General features: G+C 37.0%; 24 protein-coding genes. 17 read left to right on the forward strand and 7 right to left on the reverse strand.

Features of this window, described 5'->3' with window-relative positions:
- Nucleotide 1: 1 nt before the first annotated feature.
- From ykgO to KRODI_RS09325, 12 genes are all read left to right on the forward strand, one after another.
- On the forward strand, nt 2–118 hold the full coding sequence (gene ykgO / locus KRODI_RS15445) for a type B 50S ribosomal protein L36 (RefSeq protein WP_010519235.1): 117 nt from the start codon (nt 2–4) through the stop codon (nt 116–118).
- A gap of 5 nt (nt 119–123) precedes the next feature.
- Nucleotides 124–498, forward strand: coding sequence for a 30S ribosomal protein S13 (rpsM, locus tag KRODI_RS09275; protein WP_013751344.1), 375 nt, complete (start codon nt 124–126; stop codon nt 496–498).
- A 9-nt stretch (nt 499–507) separates the two neighbouring features.
- Complete coding sequence (gene rpsK / locus KRODI_RS09280; RefSeq protein WP_013751345.1) at nt 508–891, forward strand: 30S ribosomal protein S11; 384 nt, start codon at nt 508–510, stop codon at nt 889–891.
- An 87-nt stretch (nt 892–978) separates the two neighbouring features.
- Nucleotides 979–1,584, forward strand: a complete 606-nt coding sequence (gene rpsD, locus KRODI_RS09285; protein WP_013751346.1) for a 30S ribosomal protein S4 — start codon at nt 979–981, stop codon at nt 1,582–1,584.
- Between the two features lie 25 nt (nt 1,585–1,609).
- Nucleotides 1,610–2,602: a DNA-directed RNA polymerase subunit alpha gene (locus tag KRODI_RS09290; RefSeq protein ID WP_013751347.1), complete on the forward strand. Its 993-nt coding sequence runs from the start codon at nt 1,610–1,612 to the stop codon at nt 2,600–2,602.
- A 57-nt stretch (nt 2,603–2,659) separates the two neighbouring features.
- The gene (gene rplQ / locus KRODI_RS09295) at nt 2,660–3,133 is read left to right on the forward strand and encodes a 50S ribosomal protein L17 (RefSeq protein WP_013751348.1); all 474 of its coding nucleotides are present in this window, start codon (nt 2,660–2,662) and stop codon (nt 3,131–3,133) included.
- A 154-nt stretch (nt 3,134–3,287) separates the two neighbouring features.
- Nucleotides 3,288–4,007 carry a hypothetical protein gene (locus KRODI_RS09300; protein ID WP_013751349.1) on the forward strand — a complete coding sequence of 240 codons (720 nt, stop codon included), beginning with the start codon at nt 3,288–3,290 and terminating at the stop codon, nt 4,005–4,007.
- A 74-nt stretch (nt 4,008–4,081) separates the two neighbouring features.
- Entirely contained in the window at nt 4,082–5,194 is a 1,113-nt protein-coding gene (gene carA, locus KRODI_RS09305; RefSeq protein WP_013751350.1) for a glutamine-hydrolyzing carbamoyl-phosphate synthase small subunit, read from the forward strand.
- 149 nt (nt 5,195–5,343) lie between these two features.
- The gene (eno, locus tag KRODI_RS09310; protein ID WP_013751352.1) at nt 5,344–6,633 is read left to right on the forward strand and encodes a phosphopyruvate hydratase; all 1,290 of its coding nucleotides are present in this window, start codon (nt 5,344–5,346) and stop codon (nt 6,631–6,633) included.
- A gap of 727 nt (nt 6,634–7,360) precedes the next feature.
- The gene (locus tag KRODI_RS09315; protein ID WP_013751353.1) at nt 7,361–8,647 is read left to right on the forward strand and encodes a citrate synthase; all 1,287 of its coding nucleotides are present in this window, start codon (nt 7,361–7,363) and stop codon (nt 8,645–8,647) included.
- A 102-nt stretch (nt 8,648–8,749) separates the two neighbouring features.
- A complete protein-coding gene (locus KRODI_RS09320) occupies nt 8,750–9,247 on the forward strand; it encodes a GyrI-like domain-containing protein (protein ID WP_158307005.1) in 498 nt (165 codons plus the stop codon).
- 86 nt (nt 9,248–9,333) lie between these two features.
- The gene (locus tag KRODI_RS09325) at nt 9,334–10,248 is read left to right on the forward strand and encodes a dimethylarginine dimethylaminohydrolase family protein (protein ID WP_013751355.1); all 915 of its coding nucleotides are present in this window, start codon (nt 9,334–9,336) and stop codon (nt 10,246–10,248) included.
- A 24-nt stretch (nt 10,249–10,272) separates the two neighbouring features.
- Here KRODI_RS09325 and KRODI_RS09330 read toward each other — a convergent pair whose 3' ends face one another.
- The 5 genes from KRODI_RS09330 to KRODI_RS09350 form a co-directional block, all read right to left on the reverse strand.
- The gene (locus KRODI_RS09330; RefSeq protein WP_013751356.1) at nt 10,273–10,770 is read right to left on the reverse strand and encodes a MepB family protein; all 498 of its coding nucleotides are present in this window, start codon (nt 10,768–10,770) and stop codon (nt 10,273–10,275) included.
- Between the two features lie 6 nt (nt 10,771–10,776).
- Entirely contained in the window at nt 10,777–11,940 is a 1,164-nt protein-coding gene (purT, locus tag KRODI_RS09335) for a formate-dependent phosphoribosylglycinamide formyltransferase (RefSeq protein ID WP_013751357.1), read from the reverse strand.
- A gap of 60 nt (nt 11,941–12,000) precedes the next feature.
- Nucleotides 12,001–13,785 (reverse strand): DUF885 domain-containing protein, encoded by a 1,785-nt coding sequence (locus tag KRODI_RS09340; RefSeq protein ID WP_013751358.1) that lies wholly within the window; start codon nt 13,783–13,785, stop codon nt 12,001–12,003.
- A gap of 267 nt (nt 13,786–14,052) precedes the next feature.
- Nucleotides 14,053–15,237 (reverse strand): pyridoxal phosphate-dependent aminotransferase, encoded by a 1,185-nt coding sequence (locus KRODI_RS09345; protein ID WP_013751359.1) that lies wholly within the window; start codon nt 15,235–15,237, stop codon nt 14,053–14,055.
- A 111-nt stretch (nt 15,238–15,348) separates the two neighbouring features.
- Complete coding sequence (locus KRODI_RS09350) at nt 15,349–16,446, reverse strand: fatty acid desaturase family protein (RefSeq protein WP_013751360.1); 1,098 nt, start codon at nt 16,444–16,446, stop codon at nt 15,349–15,351.
- A 199-nt stretch (nt 16,447–16,645) separates the two neighbouring features.
- Between KRODI_RS09350 and rsmG the strand changes: the two genes are divergently transcribed.
- The 5 genes from rsmG (at nt 16,646) to dnaG (ending at nt 22,173) form a co-directional block, all read left to right on the forward strand.
- Nucleotides 16,646–17,275: a 16S rRNA (guanine(527)-N(7))-methyltransferase RsmG gene (rsmG, locus tag KRODI_RS09355; protein WP_013751361.1), complete on the forward strand. Its 630-nt coding sequence runs from the start codon at nt 16,646–16,648 to the stop codon at nt 17,273–17,275.
- 153 nt (nt 17,276–17,428) lie between these two features.
- Nucleotides 17,429–17,998 carry an RNA polymerase sigma factor gene (locus tag KRODI_RS09360; protein WP_013751362.1) on the forward strand — a complete coding sequence of 190 codons (570 nt, stop codon included), beginning with the start codon at nt 17,429–17,431 and terminating at the stop codon, nt 17,996–17,998.
- Nucleotides 17,982–18,782 (forward strand): hypothetical protein, encoded by an 801-nt coding sequence (locus KRODI_RS09365; protein WP_013751363.1) that lies wholly within the window; start codon nt 17,982–17,984, stop codon nt 18,780–18,782. Before KRODI_RS09360 ends, KRODI_RS09365 begins: the two co-directional genes overlap by 17 nt.
- 51 nt (nt 18,783–18,833) lie before the next feature.
- Complete coding sequence (locus tag KRODI_RS09370) at nt 18,834–20,003, forward strand: hypothetical protein (RefSeq protein WP_013751364.1); 1,170 nt, start codon at nt 18,834–18,836, stop codon at nt 20,001–20,003.
- Nucleotides 20,004–20,196: 193 nt separating this feature from the next.
- Nucleotides 20,197–22,173 (forward strand): DNA primase, encoded by a 1,977-nt coding sequence (gene dnaG, locus KRODI_RS09375; protein WP_013751365.1) that lies wholly within the window; start codon nt 20,197–20,199, stop codon nt 22,171–22,173.
- On the opposite strand, the gene KRODI_RS09380 is transcribed toward dnaG, so the two are convergent.
- Together KRODI_RS09380 and nadE are read right to left on the reverse strand one after the other, a co-directional pair.
- Nucleotides 22,170–22,808, reverse strand: coding sequence for a response regulator (locus KRODI_RS09380; protein WP_013751366.1), 639 nt, complete (start codon nt 22,806–22,808; stop codon nt 22,170–22,172). The two genes, dnaG and KRODI_RS09380, sit on opposite strands and share 4 nt — an antisense overlap.
- A gap of 124 nt (nt 22,809–22,932) precedes the next feature.
- Complete coding sequence (gene nadE, locus KRODI_RS09385; RefSeq protein WP_013751367.1) at nt 22,933–23,742, reverse strand: NAD(+) synthase; 810 nt, start codon at nt 23,740–23,742, stop codon at nt 22,933–22,935.
- Nucleotides 23,743–23,817 lie beyond the last annotated feature (75 nt).

Here is a 23,817-nt window from a genome sequence, read left to right on the forward strand (position 1 = left end):
TATGAAAGTAAGAGCATCCATTAAAAAAAGAAGCGCCGATTGCAAGATCGTTCGTCGCAAAGGAAGATTATACGTAATCAACAAAAAGAATCCTAGGTTTAAACAAAGACAAGGTTAATAGTTATGGCTAGAATTGCAGGGATAGATATCCCAAAACAAAAGAGAGGTGTAATTGCATTAACGTACATCTTTGGAATCGGAAAAAGTAGAGCAGAAGAAATTCTTGCAGCTGCTAATGTATCAGAAGATAAAAAGGTATCTGATTGGGATGACGACGAAATAGGTCGCATACGTGATGCTGTTGGTACATTTACAATAGAAGGAGAACTTCGTTCAGAAGTTTCTTTGAACATTAAACGTTTGATGGACATCGGTTGTTACCGTGGTATTCGTCATCGTGTGGGTCTTCCTTTAAGAGGACAACGTACAAAGAATAATTCTCGTACTAGAAAAGGAAAGCGTAAAACAGTTGCAAACAAGAAGAAAGCAACTAAATAATAAGGCATAATGGCAAAGCAAACTGCAAAAAAACGTAAGGTTGTTATAGAATCAGTTGGGGAAGCTCATATTACTGCTTCTTTTAATAACATCATAGTTTCGTTAACAAACAAGAAAGGAGATGTTATCTCTTGGTCATCTGCCGGTAAAATGGGTTTCAGAGGTTCTAAAAAGAATACTCCGTATGCTGCTCAAACTGCTGCAGAAGATTGTTCTAAGGTTGCTCACGAGGCTGGCCTTCGTAAAGTAAAAGTGTATGTTAAAGGCCCAGGTAACGGACGTGAGTCTGCTATACGTGCTGTACACAACAGTGGAATTGAAGTGACTGAGATTATTGATATCACTCCAATGCCGCACAACGGGTGTCGTCCTCCTAAGAGACGTCGCGTTTAATAATAAATTATAATTAATATCTCGAGGGAGAACGATTAGCAAAGGATTGACCTTAATTTCTAATCACCCTCAACAAATACATTTAAAATGGCAAGATATACTGGTCCCAAAACAAAGATCGCTCGTAAATTTGGCGAAGCAATCTTCGGAGAAGACAAATCTTTTGAAAAAAGAAATTACCCTCCAGGGCAACACGGAAACAACAGACGTAGAGGAAAGAAATCTGAATACGCTGTACAATTAGCTGAAAAGCAAAAGGCAAAGTATACTTACGGTATCCTTGAGCGTCAGTTTAGAAACATGTACGACAGAGCAAATCGTGCTCCAGGAATTACAGGTGAAGTTTTACTTCAACTTTGTGAGTGTCGTCTTGATAATGTTGTACACAGAATGGGAATGTCTCCTTCTAGAAGTGGTGCACGTCAATTAGTAGGACACCGTCACATTACTGTAAACGGAAGCATCGTAAACATTCCTTCATTTCAGGTTAAGCCTGGTGATGTTGTTGCGGTACGTGAGAAGTCTAAATCTTTAGAAGTAATCTCTAACTCTCTTCAAAATTCAAGTAACGTCTACGAGTGGATTTCTTGGAACAACGATAAGAAGGAAGGTACTTTTGTGGCAATACCACAACGTCTTCAGATTCCTGAAAACATCAATACCCAGTTCATCGTCGAGCTGTACTCTAAGTAATAACCACTAAAGCTAGAAAACCGATATGGCAATATTAAATTTCCAGAAGCCCGATAAAGTCATTATGATTGACTCTACTGATTTTGAAGGTAAATTTGAGTTTAGACCTTTAGAACCAGGTTACGGTTTAACCGTAGGAAACGCTTTACGTCGTGTATTGTTATCTTCATTAGAAGGTTTTGCAATTACATCTGTACGTATTGAAGGTGTAGATCATGAGTTTTCTACATTGGCTGGAGTAGTTGAGGATGTTACAGAAATCATCCTTAATCTTAAGCAAGTACGTTTTAAAAGACAAATAGAAGAGATAGATAACGAAACTGTAACAATTTCATTATCTGGAGTAGATCAATTAACTGCTGGTGATTTTCAAAAATTTATTTCTGGTTTCCAAGTGCTTAATCCTGATATGGTGATAGCAAACATGGACAAGAAAGTAAATCTTAATATGGAAATTACTATCGAAAAGGGACGTGGATATGTACCTGCTGAAGAGAACAAGAAGTCTAATGCACCTCTTGGAACTATCTTTACAGACTCTATTTATACTCCTATCCGTAATGTAAAATATAGTATAGAGAACTATCGTGTTGAGCAGAAAACTGATTATGAAAAATTAGTTTTTGAAATCATCACTGATGGATCTATTCATCCTAAAGAAGCTCTTACTGAAGCTGCTAAGACACTTATCCACCACTTTATGTTATTCTCAGATGAGCGTATCACTTTAGAGGCAGATGAGATAGCTCAGACTGAAACTTATGATGAAGAATCTCTACACATGCGTCAGTTGCTTAAAACTAAGCTTATCGATATGGATCTTTCCGTTCGTGCGCTTAACTGTTTAAAAGCTGCAGAAGTAGAAACATTAGGAGATCTTGTTTCTTATAACAAAAATGACTTGATGAAATTTAGAAACTTTGGTAAAAAGTCACTTACTGAGCTTGAAGAGCTTGTAAATGTAAAAGGCCTTAGTTTCGGAATGGATCTAGCTAAGTATAAATTAGATAAAGACTAGTTAGCTATAGCAGAAATGCATTAGCGCTTTCGCGAAAGCGGGAAAATACATATTACAATGAGACACGGAAAGAAATTTAATCACTTAGGGAGAAAGACTGCACATAGAAAGTCTATGCTTGCAAACATGGCTTGCTCTTTAATTGAACATAAAAGAATAAACACGACAGTGGCAAAGGCAAAAGCTTTAAAGCAGTTTGTTGAGCCAATGATCACAAAGTCAAAAGAAGATACTACTCATAATCGTCGTATCGTTTTTGCAAAGCTTCGCCAAAAAGATGCAGTAACTGAGTTATTCAGAGATGTAGCGGCAAAGATTGGTGATCGTCCAGGAGGTTATACTCGTATTATCAAGATGGGTAACCGTCTTGGGGATAATGCTGATATGGCAATGATAGAACTTGTTGATTACAACGAGATTTACAGCCCAGGTAAACCAGTAAAAAAGAAGAATACTCGTCGTGGAAGTAAAAAAGCTGAAGCTGTAGCGCCTGCTGCAACTGAAGAAAAAGCTTCTAACGAAGAAGAATAGATAATTTTTTATCTAAACAGTTTTAAAAAGGCCTTGCTATTAAGCAGGGTCTTTTTTGATTTCAAAAGAGTCATAATATCTTGTTAAGATTTCGAATTCCTGTTGAGTTCCGTTGCTAGCGCATTATATTAGTAAACAAAACAACTTTATAGTTATGAAATATTTCTTAATCTCCGTTTTACTTATTAATTCCCTAACAGCATTCGGTCAATCTGAAGATGTGACGTTTATGTCTAGCTTGAATTCTAATCAAGCTATCGATGGGTCATTGGTCAATTTTGATGGAGGTAACTATTCGGGCAGAACATTTAAGGCGGCTACTAAATTAGAAGGAGATAAATTTCTTTATGATAATTGGCTTAGTTCTGCTAGGGTTATTACAAAGAATAATCAAATTATTGACATAAGAAATATAAACTTTGATATGGAGCGTGGTACATTTTCATTTAAAGAAGGGGAATATATTTTAGATGTAAATCAGTTTGTTGTGGGTTCTGTTAGTATTAACGATATGATTTTTAAAAGAACTCTTAATCCTACAGATAATATTTCTAGATTAATGGAGGTTATTTATGAGTCTGATGATTTATCATTACTTAAAGATCACAATGTAAGAATCAGAGAGGGTAAATTTGATATACAAGTTGGTCAAGAGCCTGATGAGTTTGTGAGTAATACTAGTTATTACTTAATTAGTGAAGGGGAGTTTAGAAAGTTTAGGCCGAAGAAATCTTCTGTTCTGTCAATATTCGGAGATTCTGAGGATGTTATGAAAGAATACATTAAGCAGAATAAATTGTCTTATAAAGATGATGCCGGTTTAAAATCAATTTTTTCAAAATTTAATTCTGTGAGATCATCTTCTTCCAATTAAACCCATAATAAAACTATTCTTTTTTCAAAAGAGTATATTCATTACTTTTGTCTCCTGTAAGGAAAAAACATAAAATGAAATATCAATCTAGAAGACCAGCCATAATATTACTTGCAGACGGAACCATCTTTCATGGAAAATCTGTAGGAGACAAAGAAGCAACTTCTTTTGGTGAAGTTTGTTTTAATACAGGAATGACAGGATATCAAGAAATTTTTACTGATCCATCATATTTTGGTCAGTTAATGGTAACTACAAATGCTCATATAGGTAATTATGGCGCAACAGATGTTGAGACGGAGTCTGACACTGTAAAAATATCTGGATTAATTTGTAGAAATTTTAGCTACACATACTCAAGAAAAGATGCAGAAGAGTCTCTGGAGTCTTTCTTAAATGACAGTAAGCTTTTCGCCATTTCAGATGTTGATACGCGAGCACTAGTTGCGCACATACGTGATAATGGCGCTATGAATGCCGTTATTTCAACCGCTGTAGATGATATTGAAGGTTTGAAAAAGCAGTTATCTGAGGTTCCTGATATGAATGGACTAGAATTGGCCTCAAAAGTATCTACCACTGAAGCTTATTATTTTGGCGAAGAAAATGCCGAGGTTAAGGTTGCGGCATTAGATATTGGTATCAAACGTAATATCTTGCGAAACCTTGCAAAGAGAGGAGCGTACGTAAAAGTCTTCCCTTATAATACTACTTATAAGGAGATGAAAGAATGGAATCCAGACGGATATTTTTTATCTAATGGACCTGGAGATCCTGAGCCACTTGAAAACGCAATACAAGTTGCAAAAGATATCATTAGTGCAAACGATCCATTATTTGGAATATGCTTAGGGCATCAAGTGATAGCACTCGCAAATGGTATTTCTACTTATAAAATGCACAACGGACACCGTGGGATTAATCATCCTATAATGAACTTGGTTACTGGTAAAGGTGAAATTACTTCTCAAAATCATGGCTTTGCTATAAATAGAGAAGAAACAGAAGCTAATAACGATGTAGAGATAACGCACGTTCACCTCAATGACAACACTGTTGCAGGAATTAAACTTAAGGATAAGAACTGTTTTTCAGTTCAATATCACCCAGAAGCTAGCCCTGGACCCAACGATGCAACATATTTGTTCGATCAATTCATAGATAATATAAAAAGCGTTACAGCTTAAAAATTTATCCCCATCTTAAAAATTAAGATGGGGATTTTTTATTTTAAAATTTATGCTTTCGCGAAAACGTTATCGCTACAAAAGAACATTGACTTCACAAAATCATCATCAAAATCGTATTTTTACGTAACTAATAAAACAATTATAACATGAGTATAATCATAGAAGTTCACGCAAGACAAATTTTTGATTCACGAGGAAACCCAACCGTCGAAGTTGATGTATTCACTGAGTTAGGTGTAATGGGAAGGGCAGCTGTTCCTTCTGGAGCATCTACAGGTGAGCACGAGGCGGTAGAATTGCGTGATGGTGGTAATGCTTTTATGGGAAAAGGAGTGTCGAAAGCAGTTGAAAATGTAAATACACTAATTGCTCCAGAATTACTTGGTGTATCTGTTTTCGAGCAAAACGCTATTGATCAGCTTATGATAGATCTTGATGGCACTCCAAACAAATCAAAACTTGGAGCAAATGCAATCCTAGGTGTTTCTCTTGCTTGTGCTAAAGCAGCAGCTGCCGAATTAAATATGCCGTTATATAGATATATAGGTGGAGTAAGTGCAAATACACTTCCAGTGCCTATGATGAATATTATTAATGGAGGATCACATAGTGATGCGCCTATAGCATTCCAAGAATTTATGGTAATGCCAGTTAAAGCTAAGAGCTTTAGTCATGCATTACAAATGGGAACTGAGATTTTTCATAACCTTAAAAAGGTATTACATGACCGTAACTTGAGTACAGCAGTAGGTGATGAAGGAGGATTTGCTCCAGCATTAGACGGTACAGAAGATGCACTTGATAGTGTTAAAATAGCTGTAGAGAAGGCTGGTTACTCTTGGGGTGACGAGATTATGATTGCCCTAGATTGTGCCGCGGCAGAATTTTATGTAGATGGTAAATACAACTATGCAAAATTTGAAGGTGAAACAGGAAAAATACGTACCAGTGAAGAGCAAGCAGATTATTTAGCAGAGCTAGCAGATAAATACCCGATTATATCTATAGAAGATGGAATGGATGAAAATGACTGGGAAGGTTGGAAATACCTTACTGATAAGATTGGTGATAAAGTACAACTTGTAGGTGATGATTTATTTGTAACTAATGTAGAGCGCTTATCAAGAGGGATAAATGAAGGAATTGCAAACTCTATCCTAATTAAAGTGAATCAAATAGGTACTCTTACAGAAACTATTGCAGCTGTAAACATGGCACATAATGCAGGCTATACTTCTGTAATGTCTCACCGATCTGGAGAAACTGAAGATAATACGATTGCAGATTTAGCAGTAGCACTTAATTGTGGTCAGATTAAAACAGGTTCTGCCTCACGTTCAGATCGCATGGCAAAGTATAATCAACTTATTCGTATAGAAGAGATGCTCGCTGATACAGCGTACTTTCCTGCAATGAACGCCTTTAAAATAAAGTAACAACTGTTAATGATGTTATGCTGTTAATTAAATGCCTTCTCGCAGAGAAGGCATTTTTTATTTGAAGGACAGTTGGGTATCTGTTTTCACACTTGTTTATAGAAGATATCTTAATTCTAAGATAAATGCCTTCAATGCTTTTTTTTAGTATTTAAAGTTTAAGCTTCAAACAAAAAAAGTAATTAGTTATAAAGTAGGTAAAATCGTACGTAATATGTGTGGTATATGCGGTGAAATGCATTAATTTTACACTTCCAAACAATAATCTTTGGAGAATGTTTAGGTTTTACTTTCGCGAAAGCGAATTTTAAATCTATATAGTTCTTTAAATTTTTACCTGGCTCATTCGTTGCGTCGTTAGTGAATAAACAAGCAAGTATGACTTTAAGTTGGGTAAGAGCGGGCAGTTACGCTTCGATGTTGTACACTCGCTCTTTTTTTAAATGGATTTTGGAGAAATCCAAAATCTAGATTTAAGTTGGGTAAAGGACATGTGCTACGGTACATGTCCTTTTTTATTATTCTACAAACAGCATATCTGCCTTTGTGTAAAGAGCCTGTATATAAGCTTCTTCTATATTTGGAAAATTCTCTCTTATCTTATCTAGTAAGAATTTAATTAATTTTTAACCTTCTATGAAGCCTATATGTTAAAAAATGAGACTTCTTTTTTGTAATTTAGCCTAACTTCAAACAATAGAATAAAAAAAGAAAAATATAACGATAGATGGCAGATAAAGCAACCCTAACGATAGATGGAAAAAGTTACGAGTTCCCAATAATTACAGGAACTGAGAAGGAGCAGGCAATTGATATAAAGACGCTCAGAGGAGCTACTGGAGGAATCACGACGATAGATCCAGGTTATAAAAATACAGGGTCTTGTGAGAGCGCTATTACTTTTCTAGATGGGGAGAAAGGAATTCTTAGATACCGCGGTTATTCAATAGAAGAGCTTGCAGAGAAAGCAGATTTTCTTGAAACAGCTTATTTATTGATTTTTGGAGAGCTTCCTACAAAACAACAACTAGATAAATTTCACGCAGATATCAAATCTGAATCTCACGTAGATGAAGATATGAAGAAAATCTTAGATGGTTTTCCTAAGTCTGCACACCCTATGGGTGTGTTAAGTGCGCTTACCTCTGCACTTATAGCATTTAATCCTTCTACTGTAAATGTAGATTCTGAAGAAGATATGTATGCTGCTATTGTAAAACTTCTAGCGAAGTTTCCAGTACTAGCTGCATGGGCAATGCGCAAGAAAAAGAGCCAACCTCTTGATTATGGAGATAATTCTCTTGGTTATGTAGAGAACTTCCATAAAATGATGTTTGCAAAGCCTAATGAGGAGTATAAGGTGGATAAAGCTGTTATTGAAGCTATTGATAAGTTACTAATCTTACATGCAGATCATGAGCAAAACTGTTCTACATCTACAGTACGTATAGTAGGATCATCACATGCTGGTTTATTTGCTTCTATTTCTGCAGGAATCTCTGCATTATGGGGACCATTACACGGTGGAGCAAACCAAGCTGTAATTGAAATGCTAGAAGCAATCAAAGAAGATGGTGGTGATACTAAAAAATATATGGCTAAAGCTAAGGATAAGGAAGATCCTTTCCGTTTAATGGGCTTTGGGCATAGAGTATATAAAAACTTTGACCCTAGAGCAAAGATTATTAAAGTAGCTGCAGATGATGTTCTTACTCAATTAGGAATAGAAGATCCTGTATTGGATATAGCTAAGGGACTTGAAAAAGAAGCTCTTGAAGATCCATATTTTGTAGACCGTAAATTATATCCAAACGTAGATTTCTATTCAGGTATTATTTATCGTGCACTAGATATTCCAGTAGAGATGTTTACTGTGATGTTTGCAGTAGGTCGTCTTCCAGGTTGGATTGCTCAATGGAGAGAGATGAGATTAGGTAAAGAGCCTATCGGACGTCCACGTCAGGTATATACTGGTGAAAACTTAAGATCTTTTAAAGAGGTTTCAGAGAGATAAAAACTCAGTAATAAAATATATAAGAGCAAACATTTCGTTTGCTCTTTTTTTATGCTTAAAAAGTTAGAATTTGACTATTTAGTAATTTGTAAATTCACTTTCGTGAAAGATACCAACCATCCATTACCAGTTATTGTAGAGCAAGCAGAACTTACACTTGCAGGTTTACAGACTACAATGTCTCTAGCTCATAATACAACAATGCAATTATGGCAAACCTTTGGACCATTAAAAAAGTCAATTCATAACAAGTCTAATGGTGGAAGTTATAGCGTGCAGTGCTATGCAGATAATTTTATGTCTATTCCTTTTACACCAGAAACCAAGTTTGTAAAATGGGCGGCAGTAGCGGTATTTAACGAAGATGATATTCCAAAGGAGTTAGAAGTGTTGAAAATCCCAAAGGGTAAATGGGCTGTTTTTTCATATAAAGGCACCATAAGTGATTTTGGAAAATTTGCTCAGTATGTCTATCAAGAGTGGCTTCCGTCATCTGGGTATCAATTGGATCATAGACCACATTATGAGTTCATGGCTTCGGATTATTTAGGGCCTAATCACCCAGATGCTCAAGAAGAAGTCTGGATTCCAATTGTATAGTTTTAGTCTTATTCAATAACTATATTTTTTATGTTACTTAATCGTAGTTGTTGGGATTTCAAGAGTGGAATTTGTAATTTCACGCTATGCTTAAACTCAATGTAAAAAACGAAACGTCACGTCTTAAAGCCGTGGTTTTAGGAACTGCAGAAAGTAATGGACCTACACCATCACTAGAAGATGCTTATGACCCTAAGTCGGCACTTCATATTAAAGAAGGTACGTATCCTCTAGAAAAAGACATGGTTCCAGAGATGGAAGCAGTAGCAACTATATTCAAGAAGTATGATGTAGAGGTGTATAGACCTAAACTTATAAAAGATATGAATCAGATCTTTACTAGGGATATAGGATTTGTGATTGATGATAAGTTTTTTAAGGCTAATATCCTCCCTGATAGGGAAGAGGAAATAGAAGCTATAGAACATGTTATAAAGCAAGTGGCACCAACGCATGTATTTAGATTGCCAGAAGAAGCACATATTGAAGGAGGAGATGTGATGCTTGCAGATGATCATATTTTTATCGGGACTTATAGAGGTGCAGACTATCCAGATTATATCATTGCACGTACAAATATGCTCGCCGTAGGAATGATACAGGAATTATTCCCAAATAAAAAAGTAATGTCATTTGATCTTAGAAAATCAAACACAGATCCATACAGTAACGCACTTCACTTAGATTGCTGTTTTCAACCAGTAGGTAACGGTAAAGCCATTCTACATAAAAACGGATTCCTTCAAGAAAAAGAGTATAACTGGCTGTTAAATCATTACGGAAAGGAGAATGTATTTGAAATCTCGTCTCAAGAGATGTTTAATATGAATTCTAATATATTCAGTATATCGCCAGAAGTAGTAATTTCTGAACGTAATTTTACGAGATTAAATACGTGGCTGAGAGATCAGAATATTACCGTAGAAGAAGTTGCTTATGCAGAGATTGCAAAGCAAGAAGGATTACTAAGATGTAGTACACTACCGCTTATAAGAATGTAGTTATTTCATTAACGCATTTTATTATTATTCACAGGATTTAAAAAGAGACGTAATAAAATCTATATCTACGTCTTTACTTACTTCATAAAAATAATCTAATTGCCATTTTTTCGTGTTTAGAGCTTGTTTATTATTTGGAGTGTCCCATGCTGGATAAACTCTAAAAGCTCTTTTGCCTTCTTTAGTTTGGGTTGATATTATTCCTTTTTTGATAAGGATTGATCTAGGGAAGACAAATTGACCTAACTCATTTTCTGTCTTTACATTTACTACATAAAAATCAATAATATCACTTTCGTGAAAAGGTGAGATTTCTCCGCTTTCCAAGCGCTTCCAGAATGTTACAAATTGGCCTGTTTTTTTAGGCGTTACTTTTGCATCTCTACATATAATATTTAATCCTGCTAGCGTAAATGTACAGGCACCGTAGGATTTGCTTTCGAGCTCGTCATGATAATCCGAAATATAAAGCGAGCATTTGTCGTAAATGCTCGCTTTAATTTGTTGTAGGTTAGAGGTCATTGGCTGTTAAATTACAGAGACTTTCGAAGCGAGCTCTTTTGCTCTTTCGGTAACGTTTGTAATATTACCATTTAGTTGGTCATAGGTTATCGCAACTCCCATACGTCTGTATGGACGGGAGGTGGGTTTTCCAAAAAGCCTGAAGTCACATTTAGAAGCTGCGGCAATATTTTCTATACCCGTAAAAGATGGATTATCAGAATCCTTAGTTGCAAGAATCACGGCACTTGCACCTATACGTTCTTGAGTAATTTCTTTTATGGGTAGTCCTAAAACCGCTCTTAAGTGTAGTTCAAACTCATTATAGTTCTGAGTGTTTGCCAGAGTTACCATACCCGTATCATGTGGTCTAGGTGAGAGTTCAGAAAAGTAAACACCATCATCTCCTACAAAGAATTCTACGCCCCATAAACCAGCTCCTCCTAAAGCAGCAGTAACTTTAGCTGCCATTTCTTGAGCGGTTTTGAGATGAGCATCCGTCATGGTTGCTGGTTGCCAGCTTTCTTGGTAGTCGCCTCGTTCTTGACGGTGACCTACAGGAGGGCAAAACAGCGTCTCACCATCTCTTTGTGTAACAGTGAGAAGTGTAATCTCGTAATTGAAATTTACAAAAGACTCCACAATCACCTCGGCGACATCTCCTCTTGATCCAGCTTGAGAGTATTCCCAAGCTCGTTGAATATCATCTGGTGTTTTGATGGTAGACTGCCCTTTCCCGCTAGAAGACATCAAGGGCTTTACTACGCAAGGAATTCCTACTTCCTTAACTGCTTTTTGCAATGTTTCTGCAGATGTTGCATAGCGATAATTTGCAGTTTTTAAGCCAAGGTCTTTAGCCGCTAAGTCGCGTATAGATTTGCGATTCATTGTGAAGTTAGCAGCTTTTGCACTTGGGATTACTGTATATCCCTGCTTTTCATATTCATAAAAACGCTCTGTGCGAATTGCCTCTATTTCTGGAACGATAAAATCAGGTTTATGCTTCTCGACTAGTCTATCTAGAGCGTCGCCATCTAGCATATTTATCACCTCGCGACCATCTGCTACTTGCATTGCAGGAGCATTATCATAACTATCTACAGCAATTACAGTTTGACCAAGGCGTTGTGCTGCAATTACAAATTCCTTTCCCAGTTCTCCTGAGCCTAGTAATACTATCTTTTTATTCATAATGTTTTGCTTTCGCACTTTGGCAAGCTCCGTGTAAACTTCACTTGCTTGAAAGTTGTATTATTTACTTTCTTCTATCCAACCATTAATTTTTTCCTCAAGTAGTGCAAGTGGGATACATCCTGTCTCAAGTACTTCTTTATGAAACTCCCTGATATCAAATTTTTCACCTAATTCTTGGGTTGCTTTTGTGCGCAACTCTCTGATTTTAAGTTGACCAATTTTATAAGAAAGCGCTTGTCCCGGATTTGCCATATAGCGCTCAATTTCTGATGTGATACCTGCTTCGCTTTCTGCTTCATTTTCTAGACAATAAGCAATCGCTTTCTCGCGGCTCCATCCTTTAGTGTGGATTCCTGTATCTACCACAAGTCTAACTGCGCGGTGCATCTCAGCTCCCAGTGTTCCAAAATATTGATAAGGATCTGTATAAAGTCCTAGCTCTTTACCAAGCGATTCTGTATACAATGCCCAGCCTTCACCATATGCGCTATACCATAATGTTTTTCTAAACTGTGGTAGTGTCTCGCTTTCTTGTGTTAGAGAAACCTGGAAGTGGTGTCCAGGGACAGCTTCATGTAAAAATAATGACTCGTCTGAGTATACATTATATGTACTAGCATCTGGTATAGGTGTGTAAAAAATACCTGGTCGAGTTCCATCAAGCGATCCAGGATTATACTCTGCACTTGCAGAGTTCTCTCTAAATGCTTCTGTCTGTCTCACTTCAAAAGCCGTCTTAGGTTGTACACTAAAAAGTAAATCTACTTGAGGCTTTATAGTCTCATGCATTGCATTAAAATTTGCAATAATTTCTTCTGGGGTAGTGTACGGCATTAGCTTTTTGTTAGTGCGTACATCATCAAAAAAAGCTTTTAAGTCTCCTTTAAAGCCAACTTGCTCTTTTACTTTTTCCATCTCCGTACGTATGCGAGTAACCTCGCTCAGTCCGAGTTGGTGTATCTCGTCTGCACTCATTGTAGTAGTAGTGTAAAGTTTGATAGCATAGTCATAATAATCGCTACCTGCAGGCAAATCACTATAGCCAGAGCTATCACGACCAGCAGCTAGGTACTCATTTTGTAAAAAGTCACGCATCTTTGCATAGGCAGGGATTACTTTGCCTTCTATCATGGCAATGTAATCTGTGCGTAAAGTGTTTTTATCTTCTTCTGTTATTCCTTCTGGAAAGTTTGCTACGGGCTTGTAAAACAAGTGATTTTCTACAGTTGCTTCCGTCATAGCATCCATTTGTGGGATGATTTTTTTAATAAGCGACTTAGGAAGTACGTAGTCTTCTGTCATTCCTTGACGCATATTTTGCTCTGAACTGTTGAGCCAGATAAGGTATTCGTCTACACGTGTTTGCCAGTTTCGATAATCTTCTACAGTGTTAAATGGTTGAGCACTCGCTCCACTCGCAAGTTGGCCAAACATAAGATGTGGAGACCACATCTGGTCTATAGGAGTAAGGTCTTTTTTAAACTCCATACCTTCTAGATTGATCGCAATATCCCAGAGTAATACCTCTTTACTCATCTTCTCTGTGTCCGTAAGGTCACTGTCGTTAAACTGCTGGATAGAGTCACGGTACGAACTATAATAAGTCTTTACTGCATCCTTATGAGATTGAGATAATGCATCTGGAAATTTGTCATTATATCTATTATCACCAGACATCGTCGCGTTAAGCGGATTAAGTTTTAGTCCATCTTCATAATAGTTGTCTAGCACATTATTAAAAGCTACTGAAGTGTCTGTCGTACTAGCTGTTTCTGTTGTGGCATCGTTTTTACAGGCTATTAGGCTTAAGGCCATTATTCCTGCGAGTAGTGTTTTTTTCATAAGGAAGGTTATAGATGTTGCAGCTATAGTTTTCTGCAGTTTACGTTGTTTTAAGGTGTTTGTTGCGCTTTCGCGAAAGCGGTATTCTCACACTCACTATTACGTTACTAAGATACTTATTCACAAGTAAATTATATGGTCGCTTGGGTGCCTTATTACGCAGAAGAATATTAAGACTTATTGTGGAATTACAGATATTAAAAAACCCGCTAAGAGATTAGCGGGTTTTGTTTTGTTATGCTTTCGCGAAAGCGTAATTAATAAGAACTATGAAACAGCAGCTTTAATCTGCTTCATTGCGTCTTTTATGTTGTCTACACTAGCTGCATAAGATATACGTATACAATCTGGATTTCCAAATGCTTCACCAGTAACCGTCGCAACATTTGCCGCTTCAAGTAAGTAGAGTGAAAAATCTGATGCGTTTTCAATTTTTGTTCCACCTAGTGTTTTTCCGAAGTAGTATGAGATATTCGGGAATACATAAAATGCACCTTCTGGCTCGTTGCATTTAAATCCTTCAATATCATTTAGTAAGTCTAGTATCAAAGTGCGACGACTTTTAAACTCGTCTATCATGTATTGCACTTTGCTTACTGGAGCTTCTAGAGCTGTTATCACAGCACGTTGAGCAATACAATTTGTGCCACTAGTAATCTGTCCTTGCATTTTATTACACGCACGTGCAATATATTCTGGTCCGCCTATGTAACCTACACGCCATCCCGTCATTGCAAAAGCTTTTGACACACCATTTACAGTAACCGTACGATCATACATGTCTGGAAACTGAGCCATACTTGCGTGCTCACCTACATAGTTGATGTGCTCATATATCTCATCGCTCACAACGATGATGTTTGGGTATTTTACAAGAACATCTGCTAGGCCGCGTAATTCTTCTTTACTGTAAATAGATCCTGAAGGATTACAAGGAGAGCTATACCAAAGCATCTTAGTCTTAGGAGTAATAGCCGCCTCAAGCTGCTCAGGAGTCATTTTAAAATTAGTGTCTATAGAAGTTGGTACTTCAACAGGTACGCCTTCTGCTATTTTTACAATATCTGAGTAGCTTACCCAGTAAGGGCATGGTAGTATTACCTCGTCACCTGGGTCAAGACATACTAATGCAATATTAGCTAGTGATTGTTTTGCTCCAGTAGAAACTACAATTTGTGGTAATTTGTAATCGAGCTTGTTGTCTCTTTTAAATTTTGTGATAATAGCCTCTTTTAGCTCTACATAACCGTCTACAGGGGTGTATGAATTATAGTTGTCATTTATAGCCTGTATTGCGGCATCCTTTATAAAGTCTGGAGTATTAAAATCTGGTTCTCCTAGGCTTAAACCTATAATATCTTTTCCTTCTGCTCTTAATTCTCTTGCTTTGGCAGCCATTGCTAGTGTTGCAGAGGTAGCCATTTCTGTTACACGGGTAGATAGTTTATTCATACTAGGAGATTATAAATTATGTTGATATAAGTTTTGTACTGCAAGTTAACAAAAAGTGCCAAATCCTTTAGGGATTTGGCACTTGATATTTTCTGAAAAATTAGGCTTGTTTTATGCAGTAATCGCAGGTTTCATTCCCATGTTTTTTAGGTGATTGAAGTGAGCAACGAGCGCCTTTCTTGTTGTTTCATATTCATGATAAGGAAGGTTAAATTCATTTGCTGTTTCTCTTACAATCTTACTAATCTTTGTATAGTGTACGTGACTAATGTGAGGGAAAATATGGTGTTCTACTTGGTGGTTTAAACCTCCAGAAAACCAGTTCATGATTCTGTTTTTAGTAGAAAAATTAACTGTAGTAAATAATTGGTGTATCGCCCACGTATTTTTCATGGTTCCTGTTTCATCAGGTAATGGCATGTGAGCATCTTCAACCATGTGTGCAAGTTGAAAAATCACACTTAAAATTACTCCAGCTACATAATGCATAATAAAGAATCCTATGAGAATTTTCCACCATGCAAGATCCATCACAATCATCGGGATTACAATCCACATACCTAGATAGATAGCTTTAGTAATAAGTAGTGTGCTCCATTGTCTCGCAGGACTTTGTAGTTTTCCATAAGATAGTTTGCGCTTCATGTAGCGTTTCATTTGGAAGAAATCTGTAGTGAGCGCCCAATTAAAAGTAAGGAGTCCATATAAAAATACAGAGTAATACTGCTGGAATTTATGAGCCCAATGCCACTTACCGTGTTTTGAGAAACGTAATACGCGTCCAGCTTCCATATCTTCATCATGGCCGTGTATGTTAGTATACGTGTGGTGAAGTACATTGTGTTGTACTTGCCAGTTATACACATTACCAGCTAGTATATAAATACTACTACCCATTAATTTGTTGACCCATTTTTTACTAGAAAATGAACCGTGATTTCCATCATGCATTACATTCATACCTATTCCAGCCATTCCTACACCCATTACAACAGTAAGAAGTAATTGTAGCCACGTAGGCATATCAAGGGTCAAGAATAAAAAATAAGGTACTAAGTATATAGCAAACATGATAATCGCCTTGAGGTACAATTTCCAGTTACCTGTGCGTTTAATATCATTTTCTTTAAAATAAGAATTTACACGTTTATTCAGCGTTCTGAAGAATTTTGCTGAGTCCGTGCGCGAAAATTTAATTGTATTTTCCATAATAATGTAATTACCCTTACATAGCGCACTTTAATTCAAGATATTGCACTCTGCATAGCGTTTTTCTCTCGCTTTCGCGAAAAAGTTTTTCTTTTATAATAGCGTTGTAAAAGTAATACTTAATCCCGCTCACAGCTATGAACCTGCGTTAAAATAATAGGGAGTAAAATGGTACTTTTACAGTCCTAATATACTACTAATGGATATCATATTAAAATACTTTCCTGATCTCACCGAAACTCAAATTGAGCAATTCTCAAAATTGAAGGATTTATATCACGACTGGAATCTTAAAATCAATGTTGTGAGCCGTAAGGATATTGATGAAATATACTTACGTCATGTACTACACTCACTGGGCATTGCAAAGATACAGCGATTTAACCCTGGAAGTAAAATTCTTGACGTGGGTACTGGAGGAGGATTTCCAGGAGTACCACTAGCGATACTACACCCAGAGGTGAATTTTCACCTAGTAGATAGCATTGGTAAAAAAATCAAAGTAGTAAACGAGGTTGTAGAGGGTCTTGGTATTACAAATGTAAAGACAACAAACGATCGCGTTGAGACCGTAAAAGATCAATATGACTTTGTAGTTTCTCGCGCAGTAGCCCAAATGGAAACATTTGTGCACTGGGTAAAAGGTCGTATTGCCAAAAAGTCTACTCACGAACTCAAGAATGGAATTCTTTACTTAAAAGGTGGCGATCTTACAGAAGAGCTTCAAAAGTACACGACTACCACCATCTATGAACTTCCTTTATTTTTTGAAGAAGAGTTTTTCGAAACTAAAAAGGTAGTACACTTACCTATGAAGTTTAAGGGGTAAAACTTTTATAGTCATATATTTAATTCCAAAGTTTATAGTAAGAATGCTTATTGTAGACTTTGGAATTTTTTCATTTTAAAACTTTTTTAAATTTACGAGGCAACCTTTTACAAAGAGCCTGCGTCTTTATAGATAGAAACCCATCAATCAAGTATGAAAGTCATACAGTTTAATAACGAGAAACAGCTTATTAAAAAAGCTATAAAAGGCAATAGAGATGCTCAACGAGCACTCTATGAGCAGCACGCGCCTAAGATGCTAAGTGTGTGTCGTTATTATATAAAGGATGTTCACCAGGCAGAGGAGGCTATGTGTAATGGGTTTTTAAAAGTATTTACAAAGCTAGATAGTTTTAAAAATGCAGGAAGCTTTGAGGGATGGATACGCAGGATTATGGTAAGAGAGAGCATTTCTTACTTGCGTGCGTTAAAGAAATTGTATTTCAAAGAAGATGGTGAGATTGAGAGTAACGATGCTATAAATAATATCCAGACAGATCTCGAGGTGGCACACATCCAGAGTTTAATAGATGATCTGCCAGAGGGATACCGTGTAGTCTTTATAATGTACGCTATAGAAGGATACAAACATAAGGAAATAGCGACTACACTAGGAATAAGTGAGAGCACCTCAAAAAGTCAATTATTTAAAGCAAGGAGGCAATTGCAAGCAAAACTTGAAGAAGAATTAATTAATAATGTGACCAATGAAGTTAGAAGATAATTTTAAAGAAAAGTTGGAAGGTCGCCGTATAGCACCTACCGCATCTGCTTGGGATCGTATAGAGGGTAAACTTGAGACGGAGCAGGGTAAAAAGAAAAATGGCATAGTGTTCTGGCTTGCTATTGCGGCTAGCTTTATTGCAGGTGTTTTTCTTACAGCTATCATTTTTGGAGATGATACTGATGGAATAGAAAATCAAATAGTACAAACGCCAGAAACTATTAATAATACCATCGATAAAGAAGATGCAAGTAATATTGATGTAAGGAACACTGAGAACATACAGATGGTAGGGGTTGTAGAAAAAGATGCTGCAGCAGAGGTGGAGAAGGATGAAGTTACGCTTTCGCGAAAGCGTGATGCGAAGCAAAAAACTAATACTGCTGCTACCAAAACATACCGCAATAATTATAAGCCAACAGCCACAGTTGCTTCAACTAAAAACTATGCCGTAGCTAAGGTAGATAAGGAAAATGACGGAATGGTAAGTGATAAGTCATTTAACAAGGCTTATGTGTCTCAAGAAAATAATGGCGTAACAGTTGCTGATGCAAGTGATTTTTCTGTAACTGATGATGAGGTCGATATGCTACTTAAAAATGCACAAACTGAAATAAAGCGACAGAAAATCTATGAAGCACAAACTCCAGTGGTAAATGCAAACGAATTACTGCTAGATGTTGAGGCGGCTATAGATCCAGACTCTTTTAAAGATAGAATGTTCCGTACGCTTAAAAAAGAGTTTAATAGAGCCGTAGAGGCAGTTGCAAATAAAGATAATTAAGAAAATTCATCAATAACGCGCCATCATCGAGCGCACAAAACAAAAACAATTATGAAGTCAATTATTAAAATTGCCCTAGCGGCAACAGTGATCATCTTTGCCCAAAATGTGCATGCGCAAGACACAGAATCGCCTGTGGAGACAGAAAGTAAAAGAGAAAAGAAGCAACGAGAGATAAAGGAAAAACTTGTAGATTTTGAAGACAAGAATAAAGACTTAATTAGTGGATTTAGACAAGAGCAGGTTGAAGTTCTCAAAGAAAGACGAGAGCAAGTAATAGAAGACTGGAAGCAAGTTTTAAAATCTCGAATAGAGTCATTGAATAAATTTAAAAATGAGGATACATATTCCCTTGATGAAATCGAGCAGCGTAAGAAAGAAGCTGCCGAAGAGGTTGCTCTTAATATTGAAAACGAACTAGCAATTATTGATAACCAAATTGAACTAGTAAAACGCACTGGACACATTAATCCATCAAAAGGAAACAATATTGAGATAGGACTGGGTAGTATGGATCAAGATGGAAATAGGGTGATAGGTATCGCTGTAAATAGGAATAAGCCCTCTACCATGAATTATGACAGGCGCACCTATGGAGAAACCGTTTTTGCAATGGGTCTTAATAATGCAATAAGTGATAATGCAGATATAGGTGATGACTTTTCTATAGGTAAATCTACGTTTGTGGAGTTAGGTTATGCTTGGAAAACGAGAGTTTTTAAAAATTCGGGAGCGCTACAGTTTAAGTACGGACTCTCCTTACAGAGCAATTTCTTATCTATTAAAGACAACAGAACTCTAGAAAGTGTTGACGGAGAAAATACTTTTCAAGAATTTCCATTTGATCTTAAAAAGGCAAAAATCAGAGTGACAAACCTTGTGGTGCCGTTGCATTTTGAATTCGGAGGATGGAAAAAAGAACAGAAGGAAGATTATGTGCGTTACAGAACGGGTGGTAAATTTAGAATGGGAATAGGTGGATATGCAGGGGTGCGCTTAGGAACTCAGCAAAAATTAAAATATAAAGAAAATGGCGACCGTGTAAAAACGAAATCACGTCAAGACTACGACGGTGATAACTTAGTTTACGGACTGTCAAGTTACATAAGAGTGACTGGAGACCTGAGCTTGTATGCTAAGTACGATTTGAGTTCGGCGTTTAAAACGGTAGAGCTGGGAGAGGTAAATAACGTTTCTCTTGGATTGCGATTAGACTTATAGGTTAGTTGTTACGCTTTCGCGAAAGCGTGATTAAAAAAATAATAGCTCAGATATTTAAATGTCTGGGCTATTTCTATTTCTAAGTGATTCGATTTTGTACACAGCTTACAGCTATTTCTATTGAAAACTGTTGTATTTTGAAGTACTTTTGCAGGCTGCCATTGGCACTTCTTAATTAACACGCTGTACTGTCTTGATATCCAAAGAAACCATAGATAAAGTTTTTGAAACTGCTCGTGTAGAGGAGGTGATAGGCGATTTTGTAGTTCTTAAAAAGTCGGGGTCAAATTTTAAAGGGCTCTCTCCATTTTCTGACGAGCGTACGCCTAGTTTTATGGTGAGTCCTGTGAAGCAAATTTGGAAAGATTTCTCTACAGGAAAAGGAGGCTCTGCTGTTTCATTCTTAATGGAACATGAGCATTTTAGCTATCCAGAAGCCATAAAGTACCTTGCCAAAAAGTACAACATTGAGATAGAGGAGACAGAGCGTACAGATGAGCAAAAGGAGGCTGCAAATGAGCGTGAGAGTATGTATCTCGTGAGTGAGTATGCTCGTGATTACTTCCATAAAACAATGCTCAACTCTGAACAAGGAAAGGCAATAGGTCTTTCATATTTTAAGGAAAGAGGTTTTACGGCAGCAACTATTGAAAAATTTGAGTTAGGTTATAATCCTGATCAATGGGATGTTTTTACAAGTGAGGCCATACGTCAAGGATACAAACTAGATTACTTAGAAAAAACTGGACTATCCATTGTAAAGGAGGAGAAACAATTTGACCGATTTAAAGGTCGAGTAATGTTTCCTATACACTCTATGAGTGGTCGTGTGCTTGGTTTTGGGGGTAGAATATTAGATAGTAGTAAGAAAGCTGCAAAGTATCTCAACTCGCCAGAGAGTGATATTTACCATAAGAGTAAAGTGCTTTATGGTATCTATTATGCAAAGCAATCTATAGCAAAGGAAGATAACTGTTACCTAGTAGAAGGATATACAGATGTGATACAGATGTTTCAATCTGGTATTGAGAATGTGGTTTCCTCTTCTGGAACGGCACTTACTCCAGAGCAAATACGATTAGTAAATCGTTTGACAAAAAATATTACGGTTCTCTTTGACGGTGATGCCGCAGGACAGCGAGCTGCACTAAGAGGGATTGATTTGATTCTCGAGCAGGGAATGAACGTAAAGGTGTGTTCTTTTCCAGAGGGTGAGGACCCAGATTCTTTTTCGCGAAAGCATAGTAAAGAAGAAATCGTCGCGTTCTTTGATGAAAATGCAAAAGACTTTATACAGTACAAAGCAAATCTTCTTGTAAAAGAGGCAGCTGGTGATCCTATTAAAAAGGCAGATACTGTGCGTGATATGGTGGAGAGTATTTCAAAAATACCTGATGCCATAAAGCAAGAAATATATGTGCAAGAGTGTGCACGTATCATGGAGGTTTCTGAAACAGTTCTTTATAATACGCTTGCTCAAATACTTAAAAAAGATAAAAAGGAAACTGTAAAACAAGATCGAGGTAATCAATCACCACCACCAGAATATATGTCTGTGGTGCCAGATGAGATGCCTAATGCTGTTGAGAAAGTTAATGTGCTTTATGAACTTGAGCGCAAACTTATAGAGTCTTTACTTTTATATGGCCAGGTAGAGGAGGATTTTGAAGATCTTGTTCTCAAAGAAAATGAGGATGGTAGTCTTGAGCTAGAGCCCATCATTCATAAGGCAAGAGTTTTTGAGAAAATATATTTAGATCTTCAAGACGATGAGGTGGAATTTACAAATGACCTCTTTAAGGTGCTCTATGGTAAAATAGTGGCACAAATGCATTTGGATAATAATTTCCAGGTTCAGAACTTTATAAATGAGCTAGCTCCAGAGGAAGCTAGTGAGATATCTAATATTATTCTCAATGATGAGAAGTATGAGCTTCACCGCTGGGATACACGAGAGGTTTATGTGCGTAAGAAAGATACTTCTGTGGGGCAGTTTGTTACCGAAACAGTATTGAGTCTTAGAAAATATCTTATTACAGAAAAGATAAAAGAGTTGATGAATCAAACCAAGGATAGTACTGATAATAAAGAAATCATTAAAGATATTCTCGATTATCAATCTCTCAATACATTGCTAGGTAATAAACTAGGGCGAGTACTATCGGTCTAAACGTGACTGCTCTGTAATAATCTTGCGTGCTTTATAAGCTCTGCAACGTTTTGTGCTTCTAGTTTTTTAAGGAGTCTCATTTTATAAGTACTTACTGTCTTCTCATTAATGTCTAGCTCTGCTGCAATTTCCTTATTGCGCTTTCCATTAGATAATAAGTTTAATACTTCTATCTCTCTACTAGAGAGTTTTTTGTACTTAAATGCTAGTCCTTGTGTTGCGTTACCATCACTTACGAGTCTCTGGCTAAGGGCTTCATTAAGATAGATTCCTCCTCGCTGTACTTGGTTTATGGCATTAAGCACGCGCTGTATAGAAGCGGTCTTTGCTACATAACCAGAAGCTCCATATTTTATAGCACTTAAAGCGTACATCTCTTCTGGATGACAACTTAATACTAGTATCTTGATGTGAGGAAATTCTCTTTTTATAGCCTTTAGTGCAGTAATACTATTGAGGTTGGGGATGTCTATCTCGAGAATGAGGATGTCAATCTCTGTTGTAGTCAGGGTGTTAAGTAGGTCATTACCATCGTTAACATGTCCTATAACTTCATAGTTCCCTTCCGCGAGAAGTATGGAAGTAATTCCTTTACGCGTTATTGGGTGGTGGTCTGCTATTAAAACTTTGTTCATTAGTTATTTTGTTTAACAAGTAATGAAACAAGTGATTGAGGGGTAGTACTTGTTTGTTTGCACTGCAAAGTACGCTCAATTGTTTATAGTTTTAACCTTTTTGATGATTTATTCGTTCAAATACCTACTTTTTTAGGTTAACGGGGATATTGCAGACCGGTATAGGGTTCATTTTGTGCAAATTGGCAGTGTTTAATTTCTTATAAAGATCAAAAACTCGTCGTTGTTCTGTAGTGAAAGCTTCAACAGTTTTGTTATTATCACCACTCTTAAGTAACTCATCTTGATGCATTGCCCATTCAAGTTGGTCATAAGTTGCGCCTATTTGATCTTCATCCGTACGATCATCTCCCCATAAGCCATCGGTTGGAGCTGCGTTCTGTATGCTTTCTGGAACGCCAACTGCTGCTGCAAGTTCAAAAACTTCAGATTTCATAAGGTCTGCAATAGGGCTGAGGTCAACACCGCCATCACCATACTTTGTGTAAAATCCTACGCCGAAGTCTTCTACTTTATTACCTGTACCAGCAACGAGGTATTTATGAAGACCCGCAAAGTAATATAAGGTACTCATGCGAAGTCTAGCTCTTGTGTTTGCTAGGCTTAGGTTGAGCTGCTCGCTGTCTTCTGCAGTTGGGACTGCGCTTTTTAATTGTTCAAAGGTTTCTGTAAGATTCACCTCTAAGCTCGAGACATTTGCAAAACGCTTTTTGAGCTGGTTGATATGCTCCTTAGCACGAGTCACCTGGCGTTCATCTTGATGTATTGGCATTTCTACACAGAGAACACGTAGTCCAGTTTTTGCACAAAGTGTTGAGGTAAGTGCACTATCAATACCGCCACTTATACCTATTACAAAGCCAGTCATTCGGGCGTTTGTTGCATATTCTTTAAGCCAGTTTACAATGTGGTCTACTACTTTATCGGTTTGCATAGGTTGCTCTGTTTTGAAGTGCTTTAAATTGGTACTTTTGTATCCTTAAATGTATAAAATATACACTTTAAGAAA

The sequence above is a fragment of the Dokdonia sp. 4H-3-7-5 genome, assembly GCF_000212355.1.
Classification (GTDB): Bacteria; Bacteroidota; Bacteroidia; order Flavobacteriales; family Flavobacteriaceae; genus Dokdonia.